We start from the raw sequence: 18040 nt of genomic DNA on the forward strand, positions 1-18040 counted from the left end.
TCGCAAAAAATGGTTCAGGAACAGCCAATGCCGGGTTCTTTGAGTCCGGAATCTCTGAAAATGCTTGATCTCATCCGGGTGGTGCTGGTGGAGCCTACCCATCCCGGCAACATCGGATCCGCAGCCCGGGCCATGAAAACCATGGGCCTTTCCCGTCTTACCGTGGTTACCGACCGTCCGGTGATCACCCCGGAGTCAGAGGCTTTGTCCGGCGGAGCCTTTGATGTGGTTAGGACTATTACCATAGTATCCTCTCTGGACGAGGCGCTCCGGGACGTTTCTTTTGCAGCCGGAGCCTCCGCCCGGCGCCGTTCGCTGGAAAGACCGCTTTATCAGCCCAGGGAAGGCCTCGCCCGGGCGCTGTCCCATGCTGCTAACGGGGAACGGGTTGCCCTGGTGTTCGGCCGGGAAAGCTCCGGGCTTACCAATGCCGAGCTCGCCAGGTGCGATATCCATATTAACATTGATGCCAATCCGGCTTATTCCTCCCTTAATCTGGCCATGAGCGTGCAGGTGCTGGCCTATGAGCTTCGCCAGATCCTCCTCCGGCAGGAGAAAAGCGTCTTATCTTCCGGCCCTGTCCCGGTGAAGGAGCCCCTGAAGCCCGCTCATGAGCAGTGGGAAAGCTTTTACTCCTTTCTGGAAAATGCACTGAAAACCAGCGGCTTCATTAAGCCTCAGGTTAACGGCACCATTATGGAACAGCTCAGGCATATTTTTGGCAAAGCCGATCTCTCCGATCACGAGCTCCAGATCATTTACGGCGTTATGGCTTCCCTGAAGAAGCACTGAAGAAAAAGATCAGGACACGGAGATGATGCAGGGATGACGTGAAGAAGCCCCGGGATGTCCGGGGCTTCTTCAGAGCTTCTTCAGAGCTTATTTCAGATGCTGTCATCATCCCTGATTATCGCTGAACCGGGACAGCCTCAGTATTCGTCGTCATCGTCATCATCAGGAACCGGCAGCGAGGAGTAGACCCGTTTGGCCGCCTTCATTTCACTGTAGCTTTCCTTAAAGCCTCTTCTGGCTCCGGGGCCGAAGGAAATGGAGTAGACGCTGATGATCCGGGTGAAGGTAATGACCTTTCGAAAAGGGATCAGGGTGGTTTCCACCATCAGGGGAGCCTGGCCCCAGTACTGATCCTCCAGACTTTCACTGATGCCCTGCACAATGAAGGCCTTGCCCCTCCCGTGAAAAACCGCTCCCTTTTTGAGATAGCGTTCCAGAATGAATTTGTCGGTAATGTGGTTCTTCCAGGATAACACCAGATCCTGATGCTCTCCTGGGAGATCCGGATTAGCGGACACGAAGCTGTCAATGAGAGCTCCGTCTTCGCTGAACAGGGCATCCAGAAGGGCAGTGTAGGCGGTATGAAATTCCTTGGTGTTTACCCTTTCAGGCGGCCAGAGGAGCGGGTTTTCCAGGTTTTTCTGTTCTGAAACATAGTCTGTGAGTTCGCTCCAGAGCTTCATAAAAAGTTCGCCGTCTTCTTCGCTGAGTTTCATACAATCCCCCTATGTGTTTTCGTCAGGTGTCAGCTTTTTAAGCTTATGCTTATCTTCTTCTGTATTGTACCAGAGATGTGCACGGTTCTGTCCCCGTTTCCTTGAAAATGCGTGCTTTTCCGGAAAATGAAATGTTTCACGGCAAAGTTTGAACCCGGTCATATATTAGTAAAATAATAACAAAAAATTAACACTTTATTAACATCTTGTCTGTGAAAATAGTTTCTCAGGATGTAAAATCGGAGGTTAAACGGGAGCTTTCCCTGTGTTGAACATTCCTTGCTAACAAGCCTAAGAGTTGACAAATATGAAGAAGAACAAAACATTCAGTTTTCGTCCTAAGGCCATGGCAGTTGCCGTGGGGCTGGCCATGGCTCTCCCCGGCCTTGCGCTTACTCAGGATGCGGAGGCGGTGGTTGCTGCTACGCACATTTATCACAATCACATGCCGAACTTCTGGCCGTACTATGATACCTCTACCTATAAGTCAGCCGCAGTGGGCAGCCCCATCCGTTACACCTATGACGGCGGAGCTCTGGAAATAAAGACCAATCCTCCGGCCGGTTACAAGTATCTGCTGCCCACCGGCGCCCCCATGCCCCATGACAATCTGGAACAGTACTACATGCGGGACGCCAAGCAGAATGCCTATACCGTCTGGCCGGCTCAGACCGCCAGGGCCAACAACGGCAGTCATCCCAAGAGCCAGACTCATGTGACCATGTCCGCTGCGGTTATCAACAACGTGCAGGATTTTGCGGAAAGAGGATCCTTTAATGCCTTCTATAAACCGGGCTGGTCAGCTGACTGGAAGAGCACGGTGGGTTCCGTTAAGACCACTAACGGCTTCAATGCTCTGGATCCTATTCACTTCACCGGCCACCATTCCATGGGCCCCTTGGTAGGACCGGAATACTTCCTCAAGGATCTTATTTATCAGAACGTCACTCTGCAGCAGGATTACTTCCTGGGTTCCCAGTTCAAATCCTCCAAGGGCTTCTTCCCCACGGAGCTCGGGTTTTCCGAAAGGCTGATCCCCACTCTTAAGAAGCTGGGCATCGAATGGTCCGTAATGGGCAACAACCACTTCTCCCGCGCGCTCCGGGACTATCCGTACAATAATGAAAACCCTGCTTATGACACCCTGGTTTCTCCCCCTAACCGCGCCGATCTCCAGAATGTTTACGAGAAGGGCAAATGGGAGCATGTGGGCATGGCTCACGAGCAGCAGAACATTCTGAACAAGTTCCCGTTCTGCGATATCCCGCACTGGGTGCAGTATGTAAATCCGGAGACCGGCGAGGTTTCCAAGATTGCCGGCATTCCGGTGGATCAGAACGGATCCTGGCTGGAAGGCTGGGAGGGCATCGCCACTGCCTCCAACGAAATCGACCGTCCCTCCTACGAGGCTGATGCCGGCGGGAGAACCATGTACTTCGTTATCGCTCACGACGGCGATAACGGCGAAGGCCGTGCCGGCTCCATCGGCACATGGCTGGCATCCGGCGAGGAATACTCTTCTGCCGGTGTAGTGGGCATGGGCGTTGAAGAATACCTGAAGGCCTATCCTATTCCCGCAGACGACATTCAGCATGTTCAGGACGGCTCTTGGGTGGACACCCGTGATTCCTCTTCAGACCCGGACTGGTACCACTGGCATATTCCTATGGGTGTCTGGAAGGGCCAGCTGGCTGATTTCAATACCGCCAACGGCACGGAGTTCGAGCTTCCGACCAATTTTGCCGGCACTCCCTTCGGCCATGCGGTATCTTTGGAATACGGCTACCACTATCTCGAGAGAAACTTCGCCATTCTGCAGGCTTCTCTGAACTATGCCAAGACCGCCGAGCAGATCTGGCTGGATACCCATCCCAACTACTGGTCTCCCTCCACGGATGCCGAGAAGCAGGTTACCTATTCCGGAAATCAGCTTAATCCTTACATGATGTCCTATCCGGTGAAGGGCGATGAGGCCAATGATTACAAGGGCGGCGCCAATCCGGCTGAGCTGGCCTGGTACTTCCTGATCTCCTCCATCGATTCCGGCTTCGGCTACTATGATGAAAACGTGGACGACAATGTTAAGCCTTCCCTGGGCTTTAACCAGTCCCTGTTCTTCTCCGAGCCCTATGTTTCCAAGAATCTGGCCAAGGATAAGACCGGTCCCTCCATGTGGTGGGTGCAGCGCTATCCTACTAACCCTGGTTCTGCCAACTCCGGCAAGGCCGAGGGCTGGACTACGGCATTTGCCGACAACACCTGGGCTGTTTACACCTATGCCTATGACGTCAGCGGCATCAAGGACGTGAAGGTTTATGTCCGCGCCCATAAGGACAAGAGAATGTCTCCTACCGATATTGCGCCCCGGGTTTACAATCCCAAGGCCTTTACCGGTCAGCCCAATGTGGACGTGAATCAGGTAGGCGAGTGGAAGGTCTACAGCACCAAGAAGCGCGAGCTGGATCCGGTGAAGAACGGCGTTGCCTGGCAGGCCAATGCCGTCTCCAAGAACTATGAGGTGCTGCCGGCTCAGAAGATCGGTGATACCTACTATGCCTATATCACCGACTTCCGGGATCAGCTGGTGGACTACTACATGGAGGCCACTGACAATCTGGGCAATGTTACCCGGAGCGAAATCGGCCATACCTACGTAGGCGCCGGCCGCTACACCCAGAAGGGCGCCGGTTATGAAGAGGATGTGAACGGCGAGATCGAAGGCACTCATATGTTCTTCACCGACGGGGCCGTGGTGCTTACCGACAAGGTTACCGTTTATGCCAAGCCGGCCGCTTCCGATACCGGCTCGGTATATCTTGATTACAAGGATTCCGGCACCGGCGCTTGGAGCTCCCAGTCCATGGACGATGTTAAGAGCTCCGGCTACTTCAAGACCACCGTCACCTATACCCGTGACGCCGGCTGCGCCGATATCAGAATTCATAACAACGGCGAAAACACCTTCTATCCTTCCGCTGACGGCAAGTGTCTCTCCAAGGGCGTTTACACCATTGCTCAGAACGGATCAGTAACCGAAGGCGCTCCTACGGATATCCCGAACAATGCCACCATCTACTTCAAGCCGTCCGCCGAGGGGCTTACCAAGGTGTGCATCCACTATCGCGGCACTCCGGGAGCTGAAACCGACTGGACAACTCCTCCGGGAGTGGAGATGGACGATGCCGGAAAGGGCTGGTACAAGAAGGATCTCAGCTTTGACAGCGACAGAACCGGCATTGAATTCCTGTTCAATGACTGCGGCAACAACTGGTACAAGACCTCCAGCGGCGGCAACTTCACTATAAGCTCCGTTCAGGATACCTCTGTGGACGGCACCAAGCTCACTGACGGCATTCCTGAAGTGCTGGATACCAGAAACAAGGCTCCTAAGGCTGTGATTTCCGGCGGCGCTGAAGTGGTGGCTCCGGGCACCTCCGTAGTGCTGGATGCTTCCGGTTCCACCGATCCTGACGGCACCATCTCCTCCTACAAGTGGAGCACCGGTGAGACCACTGCCAAGATCACGGTTACTCCGGAGAAGACCACCTCCTATACCGTTACCGTAACCGACAATCAGGGTGCGGTTTCCGCTGCTACGGTTACCGTTAACGTTAAGTCTGAAGAAGAGTGCTTCCCGAATGGAGCTCTCCCTGCTCCCATTGTGGCCGAGGTTAACGGACTCACTGCCAAATTCTGGACCGCTCCGGGCTGGGATAACGGCTGTGGCGTTGCCTATGATTACGAAAACATCAGCTGGGATTTCGGCGACGGCGAAACGGCTTCCGGCTATGAGGTTTCCCATGCCTACAAGGCAGCCGGCGAATATACCGTAACCATGAAGAAGTCCTCCTCCGCCGGGGATACCATGACGGAGACTCAGAAGATTGTGGCCTCCTCCTCTGATGATGTCATTCCGGTCAAGGCTGTGATCACCGCTTCCGCTACCGAGATTGATCAGGGCGAGACCGTAACTCTGAACGCCTCCGGTTCCACCGGAGCCGGACTCACCTATTCTTGGAACACCGGCGCGACCACATCTTCTATCAGAGTTACTCCGGAAGCTACCACTTCCTACAAGCTCACGGTAACCGACAGAGACGGCCGGACTGCTCAGGAGGTGATTACCATAACCGTCCGCGGTGTGGATAATCATGCTCCGGTAGCCGTTATTGAGAGCTCCGCCGCCACCATTAAGACCGGCGGCAGCGCTGTTCTTGATGCCTCTGCTTCCAGTGATGCCGACGGCGATGAAATCACCTACAAGTGGAGCACCGGTGAGACCACTGCCAGGATCACGGTAACCCCTGAGGAAACCACCCGCTACTCGGTAACCGTAACTGATGCCAAGGGCGCTTCCGGCACAGCCTCTGCCGAGATCACCGTGGTACCTCCTTCCGAGAACCTGCCTCCGGTGGTTTCCGTATCTCCGAAGCTTACCGCTGCCGCTCTTGATGCAGCCGTGGAGTTTGTTGCTGTGGCCTCTGACGATGGTGAGATCGCCAGCTACTCCTGGCTGGTAGACGGCGCGGAGATCGCTTCCGGCAAGGTAACCTCCTTCACCCATAAGTTCTCCTCCTATGGTACTCACAAGGTAGTTGTAACCGTTACCGACAATGAGGGTCTCAAGACCTCTGCGGAAGCCGTTGTTCAGGTTAATGACAGCGGCGAGGTAACCGGTTTTGTGGAAATCGAGGGCCCCGCCGAGGTTAACGCCCTGAGCCGCGCGCAGTATTCCGCAGCCAATGCCAAGCTGGGCGGCAACCGCACTATCGGACGCTTTGTTTGGGAGGTCGACGGCGAGAAGCTTACGGTTAGCAATCCGGTGCTTAACTGGTCCTTCAGCAAGGCCGGCACTCACATTGTGTCTGTTACCGTGTTTGACAGTGAGGATCAGGCAGTGGCCACCGATACGCACTCCGTATATGTGAGAGGCTACTGGAAGGAAGGCGAAGTGCCTGATTTCAGCTTCGGCTCCGGAAACGGCGGCAGCTCTGCCAGCAAGATCGGCGTGGTTACCGCTGACAACGCCGAGGTTACTCCGCTGGATGTATACGTAGGCAAGCTCTTTACGCTGATCGTGGAAAAGCTGGACATGACCTATAAGGTATACAAGAAGACCGGCGCCGCCTCTCAGAGCGCTGCGGTTCAGGGCATGGACGGCTACACCCTCTGCCGTGTTACCAATGGTTCGACTGTGGACTGCGATGCCACCTCCGGCGATGACTATGTCACGGTGAAGAAGGGCAATGAGCTCAAGCTCGATTTTGCCGAAGCCGGTGATTACCGTCTGGTAACCGAGGGCATCGATGCCACCGCTCAGGATACCAATGTGTTCTCCGGCTATATTCCGCTTACTGTAAAGAAAGCTGAGTCCGAGGTGACTCCGGGCGGTGATGACAATATTACCCCGGATCCGGACTGGGAAAGCGATTCCGACAGTGATTCTTCCGCAGGTTCCGGCGGCAAGAAGGGCGGCGGCGCCATGGACATGCTCTCTCTGGCCATGCTGTCTCTGGGCTCTCTCTTCCTGAGAAGAAGAAAGAATAAGAAGTAAGTCTGAATTTTCAGAAAGGTGAAATGAAGGGCTGCAGGATTATCCTGCGGCCTTTTTTGATCTGAGCTTCAGGGAAATCAGCGGATCCGCTTTCCGGAGATGATGCCGCTGGTGCGGGAATGCCGGGGGAATACCGGTATAGTTGCGTCAGGATCGGTAATCTGCTATATTCCGGTGAGCAACGGCTTTTGAGCGCTCCCGGAGTTCGAGTGTTCCATGAGTTCGAGTGCTCCATGAGTTCGAGTGCTCCATGAGTAAGTCGGGGCAAAGCCGGTTTTTTAAATGTTCAGGAGGGCGGGGAAGTAAATGCGCTGCCTTTTTCGGATTATCGGCATTGACTGCCCGCTCTGCGCCTTAAGTCTCCGGAGGAGCCTCGCCGCTCTTCCGGAACTCCGGAATGTAATAATGCCCTTTGGGGGAACCACGGCGGATATCGAAACCGACCTTTCTTCAGAGGAGCTTTTAAGGCTTCTTTCCGGAGTTTCGGAAAGACTGCATGGTCAGGTGACATTCCTGCTGCAGGATATTAAGATGAAAGACAGGTGACAGGCGATGTCTTTTGGCAGTGTTGCTGTCAGGGGATCAGGATAGTGAGGATTTTATGGCAGAGTTTTCAGAATCGGAGAATGCTGAGTTCCAGATAAAGGAGGCTCGCTCCCGCTGTCTGGAAAAGCTGAAGGAGGCCCGGGTGCGCATGTCCCGGCAGCGTATGGAGCTTATTGATCTCCTGTTTTCAGGAAGCTATTCCTGCGTCAAGGAGCTTTACTACGAAGCCCGGGAGAAAAACCCTGACATGGGTATTTCCACGGTTTACCGCTTTCTTAATGTGCTGGAGAACCTGGGTATTATTTCCGGAGGCCACGGCTTTGATGTCAGCGCCTGCCGGAAGTGCCAGTTCCGTCTGGGTTCGGTGCGGGATTCCAGCGGTGCCGAGGTTACGGACTGCGATATTGATCTTCCGGAGCTTCTGAGACTGGGGCTGGTGGTAAAGGGGCTTATTAAGTCTGATGAAAAGATTGATGTCACCACCATAGATGACTCGGTGCATATTTCGGTAAAGAAGTGAGAGCCGAAAAAAAGAGGCAGGCTTAAAAAGAGGAAAGAGCGTTCAGAATCTGGGATGCGGACTGAGTGTCTATGAAATTTGTCTGTTAAGCGTTTTCCTCAAGTATTTCGTCAGCTTGAATGTTTGAAAAAATCCGGGAAAGATCCATGATCGCTTATGGGAGAAGAAAATTATGAGTGTTTCAGGATTGCTGGTGCGTTTTAATGTAGGAAATTTCTGTTCAATAAATGATAACCAGTCATTTTCACTGATATCAGGTAATATTAAAAATCATGAAGATCGCTTATATTCAGCTAAAGATTTTAAACTTCTTAAGTTTGCTTCTGTTTTTGGGGCAAATGCATCAGGGAAGTCAAATCTGATTAAGGCTATTCAGTATGCAGTAACAATTCTTTTGCAAGGTACAGAAAATTCTTTCGCCGATTCAAACAGAAATAATTATTTTCGAATGAACCCATTAAGTAAAAACAGGAATTCATACTTCGAATTTGAAATACTTATAAATGATTGTGTTTATGCATATGGTTTTGAAATTTCTGTATTTGAAAAGAAAATTAAGGAAGAATGGTTAATCAAATTAGGTAAAGAAGAAAATGTTACAATCTATACTCGAAACATTAATGATGGGGTGTCGTATTTTAATGATAATTACCTGAATTCTGATATAGCCAGACGAATGAATATTTATTTGGAGGATTATAGTAAAGTTGACTATAAATTATTTCTTAAGGAGGTTGTGTCTAATAAGGCTGAACTCTATAAAAATGAAGGAAAACTTGGAATCTTAAGAGATATTTATAAGTGGATTTCCAATGTAAATATTTCATATCCGGATACGCTTGTTACTGGATACGATACACTATCTTTCGATAATTTTTCAGATTTAATGAAGGCTCTGAAAAGTTTTGATACAGGAATTTCTAAAATTATTTCGCATGAAATTTCAAAAGATCAGGCCTTTGATAAAGTGAGTTACAAACTTCGAGACGATGTTGACAAGACGATAAAATTATTAGGCAGACAAAGATCAGAGTCTTTACTTGAAAATGATAATAAAGTCTTACGTGTAAACATTAATGGTAATTTGATATTAATTTCAACGAATGGTGATGAAATCAAATTCAAGGAAATCTGTTTTGAACATTTTGGTGTTTCTGATGTGAAATTTTCTCTCGGTGAAGAGTCAGATGGTACAAGAAGACTGTTGGATTTATTATCAGTATTGTTTGCTGAAGAGAATTCATTATTTATTATTGATGAATTAGATCACAGTTTGCATCCTCAGCTTACACTTCATTTTGTGAAAACATTTCTGAGAATCGCCAAGATAAAGAATATACAGTTAGTAATAACTACTCACGAAAGCAGACTTTTAAATCTTAAATTACTTAGACGTGACGAAATTTATTTCATCGAAAGAAAAGAAAACGGAGCTTCTGTCATAGTGCCTTTTGATCGTTTCAACGAAAGATTTGATAAAAGAATAGATGTTGCTTATTTGGATGGCAGATATGGAGCTGTACCGCTATTTGATTCGATATACCCTGACTATGAAGATGTGGATAATTGATTATGAGAATTGATCGTGAATATGGCGTACGTTCGGAAAATGATCGTCCGGGACTAGAATCAAAAATCAAATATTTTATAGCCTGTGAAGGGCGCAAAACTGAGTATCTGTATTTTTCTGGTATAAAAAGCAATAGAAAACAGTTAAACATCAATTCTTTGGTAGAATTTGTTTATATTAGGCATGAAAATAATACAAGCAGCAATCCTCTTTCTTTGTACAAAGAAGCCAGGAAAGAGCTTGATGATTATGATAACTATTTTCCTGATAGAGGCGATCAATTCTGTTTAATTGTTGATCGTGATAAACATAGTTTTTCTGAAAAACAGTACGATCAGTTATTGGAATGTGTAAGACAAGCTCAAGTTAAATTTTATGTATCTAATCCTTGTTTTGAATTTTGGTTGCTTCTGCACTTCAAAGATTGTAAAGAATATGATAAGCAGAAACTTCTTGAAAATAAAAAGACAGATGGCAGAACATATGTAGAATCGTTATTGAAAGAATGTCTTGGTGGTTCATATAACAAGACCAGATTGAAGTTTGATGCTAATTATAAAAATAATGTCGTTACAGCAATAAATAATGCAAAAAATTTTTCTACTGATGTTTGCCAGCTGAAGAACAGTTTAGGTACTAATATAGGTGTGCTTATTGAAGGTATGTTTAATTAGACGAATCTGATTGTAAATTTTTAGCTAAGAGCGTACGTTGATTGTTCCTTGATTGAATATTTTGTTAAGTTTTAGATAAAGAGAAATTTTAATCTGTGATGCTCCGGCCGATGTGCATATGTTAATAGGATTGCAGCAATCCATTGTGTTTTTAATGTCTGACCAAGGATCTTCAGAAAGTAATAAACAGCAAAGATAACGCCAGAGTTGGCGGTATGAAGACTTCTGATCTGAGGGATTGTGTTCTGGCTCATTCCGGTGAAATTTCAGAATCGGTGAAAACGGAACTTACATTTCGAAACCAATAAACGGGTATACATTTCCAGGGCGAATGGTGATAACGGAGAAGGGTGATAAACGTCCTTATAGTCATACTCGTTGCTTTCGATCGGTTTGTACAACAGACCGTAGCGCTTGTGCTGAGTCTGGAGTACGAAAAGCTCTTCTTTGATAACAGCTTTTATGTTCAGGCCGGAGTAAGGATGCATAGCGGCCGTTGGCAAGGCTATTGTATACGTTAATGAATGTCTTGACTGAGTCATGTATCTTGACTTGAGCAAGTTCTTTAATACCGTCAATCGCAGCCCCTATCGCAGCAAATTACTTCAGGTTCTGTCCGAAAGGATTGCGGATGATGAGTTATATCACTGGTATATCGATTTCTGAAAGCTCTAATTATGGAAGATGGAAAAGGTTAGAACAAGAGGACAATAGGCAGCCCTGCCCGATTCTGATCTCGAATATTAACCGAACTTCAGCCTTCACAAGACCGGATGGGAGGTGCAGGGATAACACCGAAGTTTTATGAAGATAACCGGAACTCAAGACAATCAGGTTAGCCTTATTTACAGAGCCTTATTGTAGAATTTAATGACAGAACTTGATGGCAAAATTAAGATGATAAAGTTTCCAGTTTATTTAGACTATGCTGCCACATCTCCGGCAGATCCCCGGGTGGCGGAAAAAATGATGACCTGTCTCACCCTGGACGGCGTGTTCGGAAATGCGGCCTCCAAATCCCACAGCTATGGCTGGCAGGCCGCGGAGGCGGTGGACATTGCCCGCAATCAGGTGGCGGACTTTATCGGAGCGGATTCCCGGGAGATTGTTTTTACCTCCGGAGCCACGGAAAGCGACAACCTGGCGGTAATCGGTCTTGCCTGGAAATTTCAGGGCGGCGAAAGAAATGTCATTATCACCTCCGCCATAGAACACAAGGCCATTTTGGACTCCTGCGCCTTTGCGGAAAAGCTGGGCTTTCAGGTGATCCGCATTAAACCGGACCGGGAGGGCCGGGTAACTCCGGAAATGCTCCGGGAGCATCTTAACGAAAGAACGCTCCTGGTTACTCTGATGCATGCCAATAATGAAATCGGCACCGTGCAGGATATAAAAGCTCTGGCGGATACGGCCCATGAATACGGGGCTCTTTTTCATTCTGACTGCGCTCAGAGTGCCGGCAAAATTAAAATTGATGTCCGGGAGCAGGCGGCGGATTATCTTTCGTTTTCGGGACATAAGCTTTACGGCCCCAAGGGCATCGGAGCCTTCTATATCCGGAATACGGCCCCCCGTCCTGAAGCGGTTGTTCACGGCGGCGGTCATGAACGGGGGCTCAGATCCGGCACTCTGGCTACGCACCAGATTGCAGGGCTGGGACTGGCCTATGAGATTGCGGGGCAGTGCTTTGATGAAGAGAATGCCCGGATCCGGGATCTTCGGGAACGACTCCGGCACGGACTCTGCTCCCTTTCCGGAGTCTTGGTAAACGGCTCCCTCCGGGAACGTCTCCCCGGAAATCTCAACCTCACCTTCCGGGGGGTTAACGGCGAGCAGTTTCTTTTGGCTCTTACCAAAATTGCGGTCTCCACGGGATCGGCCTGCACCTCGGCTTCAGTTAATCCCTCCTATGTGCTTAAGGCTCTGGGGCTTTCCGATGAGGAAGCTCATGCTTCCATAAGGTTTTCGTTAGGGAGATTCACCACTGAGGAAGAGATTGACTTTACCGTGGATTATGTGAAAGCGGAATATTTGAAGCTGAAGGCCAAGGGCAGCTTTTGGAAATAGGGAGAAGACAGCATGTTTGCAGAAGGTTGTGCCAGAGACAGCAGTGCCGGTCACAGACCGGAGGAGCTTCCGGAAAATGCGGGAGCAGCGGAGGAGAGCAAGGGCGATAAGGAAGATCCGCTCATGGAGGTCTATGTGGCTTCCCGGGAGAGCATTCCCGCCTGGTATCCTCGGGGACAGAGTCCGGCCATTTTGGAGAACGGCATTGCCATTGTTCCGGAAAAGCCTGTTCCGGCGATTGGGAATGACGGAAACAGCGAATGCGCCGGCATGGGTTATGAAGCCTTTCTCAGATTTATCAGAAAATCGGCCCGAACCCTGGCGGATCGGGGCTTTAACAATGTACAGCTTCGGGATTCCGGGGATTTTGTCTGGGATACGGAGGCTTCCTTTGCCTTCAGTCAGGGCTTTCGCACTCTTAATAAGAAGCAGTGCCTCGAGTTTACGCCCCGGGTTTCAGCGGACGAAGAGTTTCAGACGCTGTTAAAGATTGTGAAATGGGTACGGGATACCATTGATCTTCCGGGCAATATCCTTAATCCCGATTCCTATATGAAGGAACTTCTCCTTCTCAGGGATCTTGCCGGGGGGCGGTTTTCTGTAAGAAAAATTTCCGGAGAGGAACTGGCTTCAAAAGGCTATGAGGGCATTGTTACCGTGGGAAAGGGGAGCTCAATTCCTCCCTGTCTCTATGTTCTTGACTATGCGCCTTCCGGAAATGACGCTCCGGTATTTGCCTCTCTTGTGGGAAAGGGCATTACCTTTGATACCGGAGGTTACAGTCTTAAGCCTTCGTCATATATGAAGTCCATGCACAGCGACATGGGCGGTTCTGCTACTGTGGCCGGAGCACTGGCTCTTCTGGCGGCAACTGGCTTTCCGGGACGGGTGAAGGCCTATCTGGCCTGCGCGGAAAACATGATCTCCGGCTCGGCCATGCGCATCGGGGACATTATTCACTATCGTAACGGGGTTTCCGCAGTGGTTGACAACACCGATGCCGAGGGGCGGCTGGTACTGGCGGATGCTCTTATTACAGCCGGAGAGGACGGCGGGTATATTCTGGACGCCGCCACTTTGACCGGCGCGGCCAAGACGGCTCTGGGGAGAGAGTATCATGCGGTGCTGGCTTTGGAGGACTTCATGGCGGAGACCTTTCTGAAAGCAGCCCGGGAAACCCACGAATATGCCTGGAGACTGCCTTTGGAGGAGTTTCATCTGGATCTTGTTAAATCCGGTCTTGCGGACATCACCAACTCGGTAAATGATGAACCCGGGGCTACCACGGCAGCGGCATTTCTGGCCCGTTTTGTGAAAGATCCTGCGAAATGGGCGCATATCGATCTCTCCGCCTCCTATCAGAAAACCCCGGCATCGGGCTATGGCCTGGGAGCCCGGGGACACGGAATAAGATCTATAGCCCGCTTTGTGAAAGATCTTTGGCAAATCCGTTAATGAAGATCACAAATGACAAAAGCTCCTGAGTACCGGAGCTTTTTTTGATCTATATTTAGCGGAAATTTTTACAAAAGGAGGTTTTTCATGGCTATTGAACGTACTTTCTCCATTATCAAGCCTGATGTTGTCGCCCGCAATCTTATCGGGGATATCTACCACCGTTTTGAAAACGCCGGTCTCAGAGTGATTGCAGCCAAAATGGTGCACCTTAATCATCAGGAGGCTGCCGGTTTTTATGCTCACCTCAGGCATAAACCGTTTTTTGATGCTTTGATGGATTTTATGATGTCCGGACCGATTATGGTGCAGGTGCTGGAGGGCGAGGATGCCGTCCGGAGACACCGGGAGATTATCGGGGATACGGATCCCCGGCACGCCCGGGCCGGCACGGTGCGGGCTGACTATGCTACCTCCATTGACCAGAATGCGGTGCATGGGTCTGACTGCATTGAAGCTGCCGAAAGGGAGATTTCCTATTTCTTTACCGAGGACGAGATCTGCCCCCGCACCAGATAGTATGATGCCGGAAGATACCGGAGGGGAAAAGCCCCCGGAAATTATTATTAACGACCGAAACAGCAGGATTGCGCCGGGGCGTTCATATGCAGGCGTCCTCTGCGGGAAGCGGGCTGGTATTCAATAAAGACCTTTAACTGAAACGGAGGTGAACTTATGGCGGAAATCAGGAATATCGTGATCCTTACCGGAGCTGGAATTTCTCAGGAGTCCGGCATTCCCACCTTCAGATCCGAGGACGGACTTTGGGAGCAGCACCGGGTGGAGGATGTAGCTACTCCCGAGGGTTATATCCGGGATCCGGATCTGGTGCATCGCTTCTATAGTCGGCTTCGGAAGAACCTGGACAATGTGAAGCCGAATCCCGCGCATGAGGCTCTGGCCCGCCTGGAAAAGGAGTGGCGCCGGGGCTCGGTTACCGTGGTTACCCAGAACATTGATGACCTCCATGAGAGGGGCGGCTCAAAAAATGTCATCCATATGCACGGGGAGCTTAAGAGCATTCTCTGCAAGGAATGCGGAGCCCATACCCGCTGGGAGCAGGATTCTTCCGAGGATTCGGTTTGTCCCGTCTGCGGAAAAAAGGAGCTGCGGCCTGACATTGTCTGGTTCGGAGAGATGCCCTACTTCATGGAGGAAATCGACAGCTGCCTTTCCCGGGGCAGTCTCTTCCTCTCCATAGGCACCTCCGGCGTGGTTTATCCGGCAGCGGGTTTTGTAAGGACGGTGAACCGTCTGGGCTACCCCTCTGTGGAGTTCAATCTGACTCCCTCGCTGCAGAATTCCAGCTTTACCTATAGCGTGTACGGTAAGGCCGGTGTTACAGTGCCGGATTTTGTTTCCCGGCTTCTGGAAAGCGGAAGCATTGATTTTCTGAAGAAACAGTCCTGAGAAGGAGTTCTGACTCAGGCAGATTATTTATGACGGCGGCTTACGGGCTGCCGTTTTGGTTTTTGCGCGAAAGCTTTAAGCTTTACGTGCAGAGGCATGGCGTGCTGAGCGTAACTGCGTAAGTCCAAAAAAAACGCTGAATTTTTGAGACTCAGGGCATTTCTTGCTACAATGGTCACATTTATTGTTACTGTTTTTTTGCTTAGCGCCGTTTCTTTGAATAGCGGCTCTAAGGAGCATCCTGGAATCTACTACATATGATGTTCGGCTTATTTAATAACAGCCATGCAGCCGGAAGGGCTGTTCGGCAGTCATTAGCGAGCGCGGTTTTGCGATCCTGCCATATTTCACAGTCCCGTCATCAGCTTCAGTCAGGTCATGACTGCGATGATGCCTCTGCGGTGCCTGCCTTAGTCCGGACGCTGGCGTTTTCGGGAGCGCTGTTTTTTGCTCTGGGGACTTTTGCGGTGTCGCCGGTTTTGGCGGCCAATAATGCGGAGGCTCCTCAGACTGTCAGAAAAATCGGGGAGCGAGCTGGGACGCCGGCAGCTTCCGGGCAGGCTCAGCAGGGGGACTTTTCAGATCCGAATTACAATCCCTTCAACCCTGATGATTCTCCGAAGCCGGCCTGGGCTCAGCGAGCTTATCAGACTGTGGAGTTCAATAAGCTTAAGCCCTTTGGCTATGAGCTCTTTCAGGGCAATTTCGCCAATACCTTTCAGACGGATATCAACCCCAACTATAAGGTTTCTCCCGGAGACCGCATTGTGGTTAAGATGTGGGGGGCCAAGCAGTATGAGGATGTGCTCACGGTGGATATTCAGGGGAATATCTTTATTCCTGAAATCGGACCGGTATTTGTACTGGGCTGCAATGATTCATCCCTGGGAAGCACCATTAAAAATGCCATCGGACAGGTCTTTACCAATAACGTGGAGCTTTATGTCAATCTTCAGAGCTCTCAGCCGGTAGCCATCTTTGTAACCGGCGCCGTTAACAATCCCGGACGCTATGCCGGCAGTCAGAATGACAATATTCTGTCCTACATAGACCGGGCCGGGGGCATCAATTCCCAGACCGGAAGCTATCGCGAGATCCATGTCAAAAGAAAGGGGAAAGTCATTAAAAAGATCGACCTTTACAAGTTTATAACGGAGGGCGATCTCCCTGAAATAACCCTGGAAAACAATGACGTTATTTTGGTTAATAACAAGCAGATATCCGTAAGCGCCTACGGTCTTATCAAGAAACCGGCCTCCTATGAGTTCACTAAGGATTCCTGCACCGGGAATGATTTACTGGCTCTTTCCGGCATCGAAGCCAACGTCACTCATGTGCAGGTCACTGGCATTTCCAAGGGAAAGACCAGCTTTAACAGATATCTCTCTCTTGATGCCTTCAGAAATTACCGTTTTAATCCTGATGACAGGGTGATGTTCGTTTCTGATACGCAGAACAGCACTTTGGTGGCCAGCGTATTAGGCCCGATAAACGGAAAATCCCGTTATATCGTGCATAAGGGAACGCATCTTAAAGAGGTGCTGGCCAATGTGGAGGTGGATCCTCTAGTTGCCGATACCGGCTCCATTTATGTGAAGCGGAAGAGCGTGGCTGAGCAGCAGCGGCTCATTATCAATGATGCTCTGAAGAGATTGGAGCAGTCCGCTCTTACTGCTGAATCCGGTTCTGTGGATGAAGCCAATATCAGAGTCAAGGAAGCTGAGCTTATTCAGGATTTTGTCAAAAGGGCACAGTCCGCTCAGCCGGACGGCGTGATAGTGGTTTCCTCAAACGGCAGAATCCGGGATCTTTTGCTGGAGGATGAGGATCAGATAATAATTCCCCAGAAATCCAATGTTATTCAGATCGGGGGCGAGGTGCTGATGCCCAAAGCGGTGGTTTTTGATGAAAGATACACCGTGCTGGATTACATTAACGAGACCGGCGGATTTTCGGAAAGAGCCGATGAGGATAACATCCTCATTGTTCATCCCAATGGCAGGGTAGCCAGAAGCAACGAGCTGGCCGTGGTTCCGGGATCCCGGATCATTGTGATGCCGGAAGTGGATACCAAGAACATGCAGTTTGCCAAGGATGTCATGCAGATTATCTACCAGATTGCCGTTGCTACCAAGGTAGCGGTAGGGCTGTAAGCGGCAGCGGTGGTAAACTTATATGGCAGATGCTATTAAAATTTCGGTTGTGGTGCCGGTCTACAATGTCAGGGAGTTTATTCCCGGCGCGATAAAGTCTCTTAAGGATCAGACCTTCAGGGATTTGGAAGTCATTATTGTAGATGACGGCACCCCTGATGACACCAATGATCTTATCTGCCGGGAAATCAGTTCCGATCCCAGATTCCGCTGTATCAGAATTCCCCATTCCGGTTACGGCAAGGCCTGCAATACCGGTATGGAGAATGCATCGGGAAACTATGTGGCCATCTATGAGCCGGATGATCTCCTGGCTCCGGATTTTTACGAGTGTCTGGCAGAATATGCGAAGAGTTATCCCGAGGTTGATGTATTCCGCTATAACGGTTTTTTTAAGACTAACGGCACTGACAGGATTCACCGGTACGAATGCTATCCTAAATTTACTGAAAGGGTGATGGACAAATACGGTACTTTCAGAATCTGGCGTTTTCATCCGTCGGTGTTTAACGGCATCTACAAAACCAGCTTTATCCGGCAGCATCACATTGTCATGTGCGAGACTGAGGGAGCCTCATATCAG

General features: G+C 50.0%; 13 protein-coding genes. 12 read left to right on the plus strand and 1 reads right to left on the minus strand.

The genetic code is table 11. The features are described from left to right. Positions 1-60 precede the first annotated feature (60 nt). Entirely contained in the window at positions 61-792 is a 732-nt protein-coding gene (locus ACJROR_RS01150; protein WP_406545497.1) for an RNA methyltransferase, read from the plus strand. A 137-nt stretch (positions 793-929) separates the two neighbouring features. Here the strand turns inward: ACJROR_RS01150 and ACJROR_RS01155 are convergent, their stop codons facing one another. Beyond that, complete coding sequence (locus ACJROR_RS01155) at positions 930-1508, minus strand: hypothetical protein (RefSeq protein ID WP_406545498.1); 579 nt, start codon at positions 1506-1508, stop codon at positions 930-932. 307 nt (positions 1509-1815) lie between these two features. Here ACJROR_RS01155 and ACJROR_RS01160 point away from each other — a divergent pair, with 307 nt between their 5' ends. The 11 genes from ACJROR_RS01160 to ACJROR_RS01210 form a co-directional block, all read left to right on the plus strand. After that, entirely contained in the window at positions 1816-7062 is a 5247-nt protein-coding gene (locus ACJROR_RS01160; RefSeq protein WP_406545499.1) for a PKD domain-containing protein, read from the plus strand. A gap of 306 nt (positions 7063-7368) precedes the next feature. After that, positions 7369-7608, plus strand: a complete 240-nt coding sequence (locus tag ACJROR_RS01165) for a heavy-metal-associated domain-containing protein (protein ID WP_406545500.1) — start codon at positions 7369-7371, stop codon at positions 7606-7608. Between the two features lie 55 nt (positions 7609-7663). Further along, complete coding sequence (locus ACJROR_RS01170; protein ID WP_406545501.1) at positions 7664-8128, plus strand: transcriptional repressor; 465 nt, start codon at positions 7664-7666, stop codon at positions 8126-8128. Between the two features lie 172 nt (positions 8129-8300). Further along, the gene (locus ACJROR_RS01175) at positions 8301-9698 is read left to right on the plus strand and encodes an ATP/GTP-binding protein (protein WP_406545502.1); all 1398 of its coding nucleotides are present in this window, start codon (positions 8301-8303) and stop codon (positions 9696-9698) included. Between the two features lie 2 nt (positions 9699-9700). Then, positions 9701-10372: an RloB family protein gene (locus tag ACJROR_RS01180; protein WP_406545503.1), complete on the plus strand. Its 672-nt coding sequence runs from the start codon at positions 9701-9703 to the stop codon at positions 10370-10372. 900 nt (positions 10373-11272) lie between these two features. Further along, a complete protein-coding gene (locus ACJROR_RS01185) occupies positions 11273-12439 on the plus strand; it encodes an aminotransferase class V-fold PLP-dependent enzyme (protein ID WP_406545509.1) in 1167 nt (388 codons plus the stop codon). A gap of 12 nt (positions 12440-12451) precedes the next feature. After that, positions 12452-13894 carry an aminopeptidase PepB gene (pepB, locus tag ACJROR_RS01190; RefSeq protein ID WP_406545504.1) on the plus strand — a complete coding sequence of 481 codons (1443 nt, stop codon included), beginning with the start codon at positions 12452-12454 and terminating at the stop codon, positions 13892-13894. Positions 13895-13981: 87 nt separating this feature from the next. Continuing rightward, the gene (gene ndk, locus ACJROR_RS01195) at positions 13982-14413 is read left to right on the plus strand and encodes a nucleoside-diphosphate kinase (protein ID WP_406039658.1); all 432 of its coding nucleotides are present in this window, start codon (positions 13982-13984) and stop codon (positions 14411-14413) included. Positions 14414-14569: 156 nt separating this feature from the next. Continuing rightward, positions 14570-15304, plus strand: a complete 735-nt coding sequence (locus ACJROR_RS01200; protein ID WP_406545505.1) for an NAD-dependent deacylase — start codon at positions 14570-14572, stop codon at positions 15302-15304. A gap of 257 nt (positions 15305-15561) precedes the next feature. Beyond that, positions 15562-17457 (plus strand): polysaccharide biosynthesis/export family protein, encoded by a 1896-nt coding sequence (locus tag ACJROR_RS01205; protein ID WP_406545506.1) that lies wholly within the window; start codon positions 15562-15564, stop codon positions 17455-17457. A 22-nt stretch (positions 17458-17479) separates the two neighbouring features. After that, a partial coding sequence (locus tag ACJROR_RS01210; RefSeq protein WP_406545507.1) for a glycosyltransferase family 2 protein occupies positions 17480-18040 on the plus strand: 561 nt, incomplete at its 3' end.

The sequence above is a fragment of the Succinimonas sp. genome (assembly GCF_045225735.1).
Taxonomy (GTDB): domain Bacteria; phylum Pseudomonadota; class Gammaproteobacteria; order Enterobacterales; family Succinivibrionaceae; genus Succinimonas.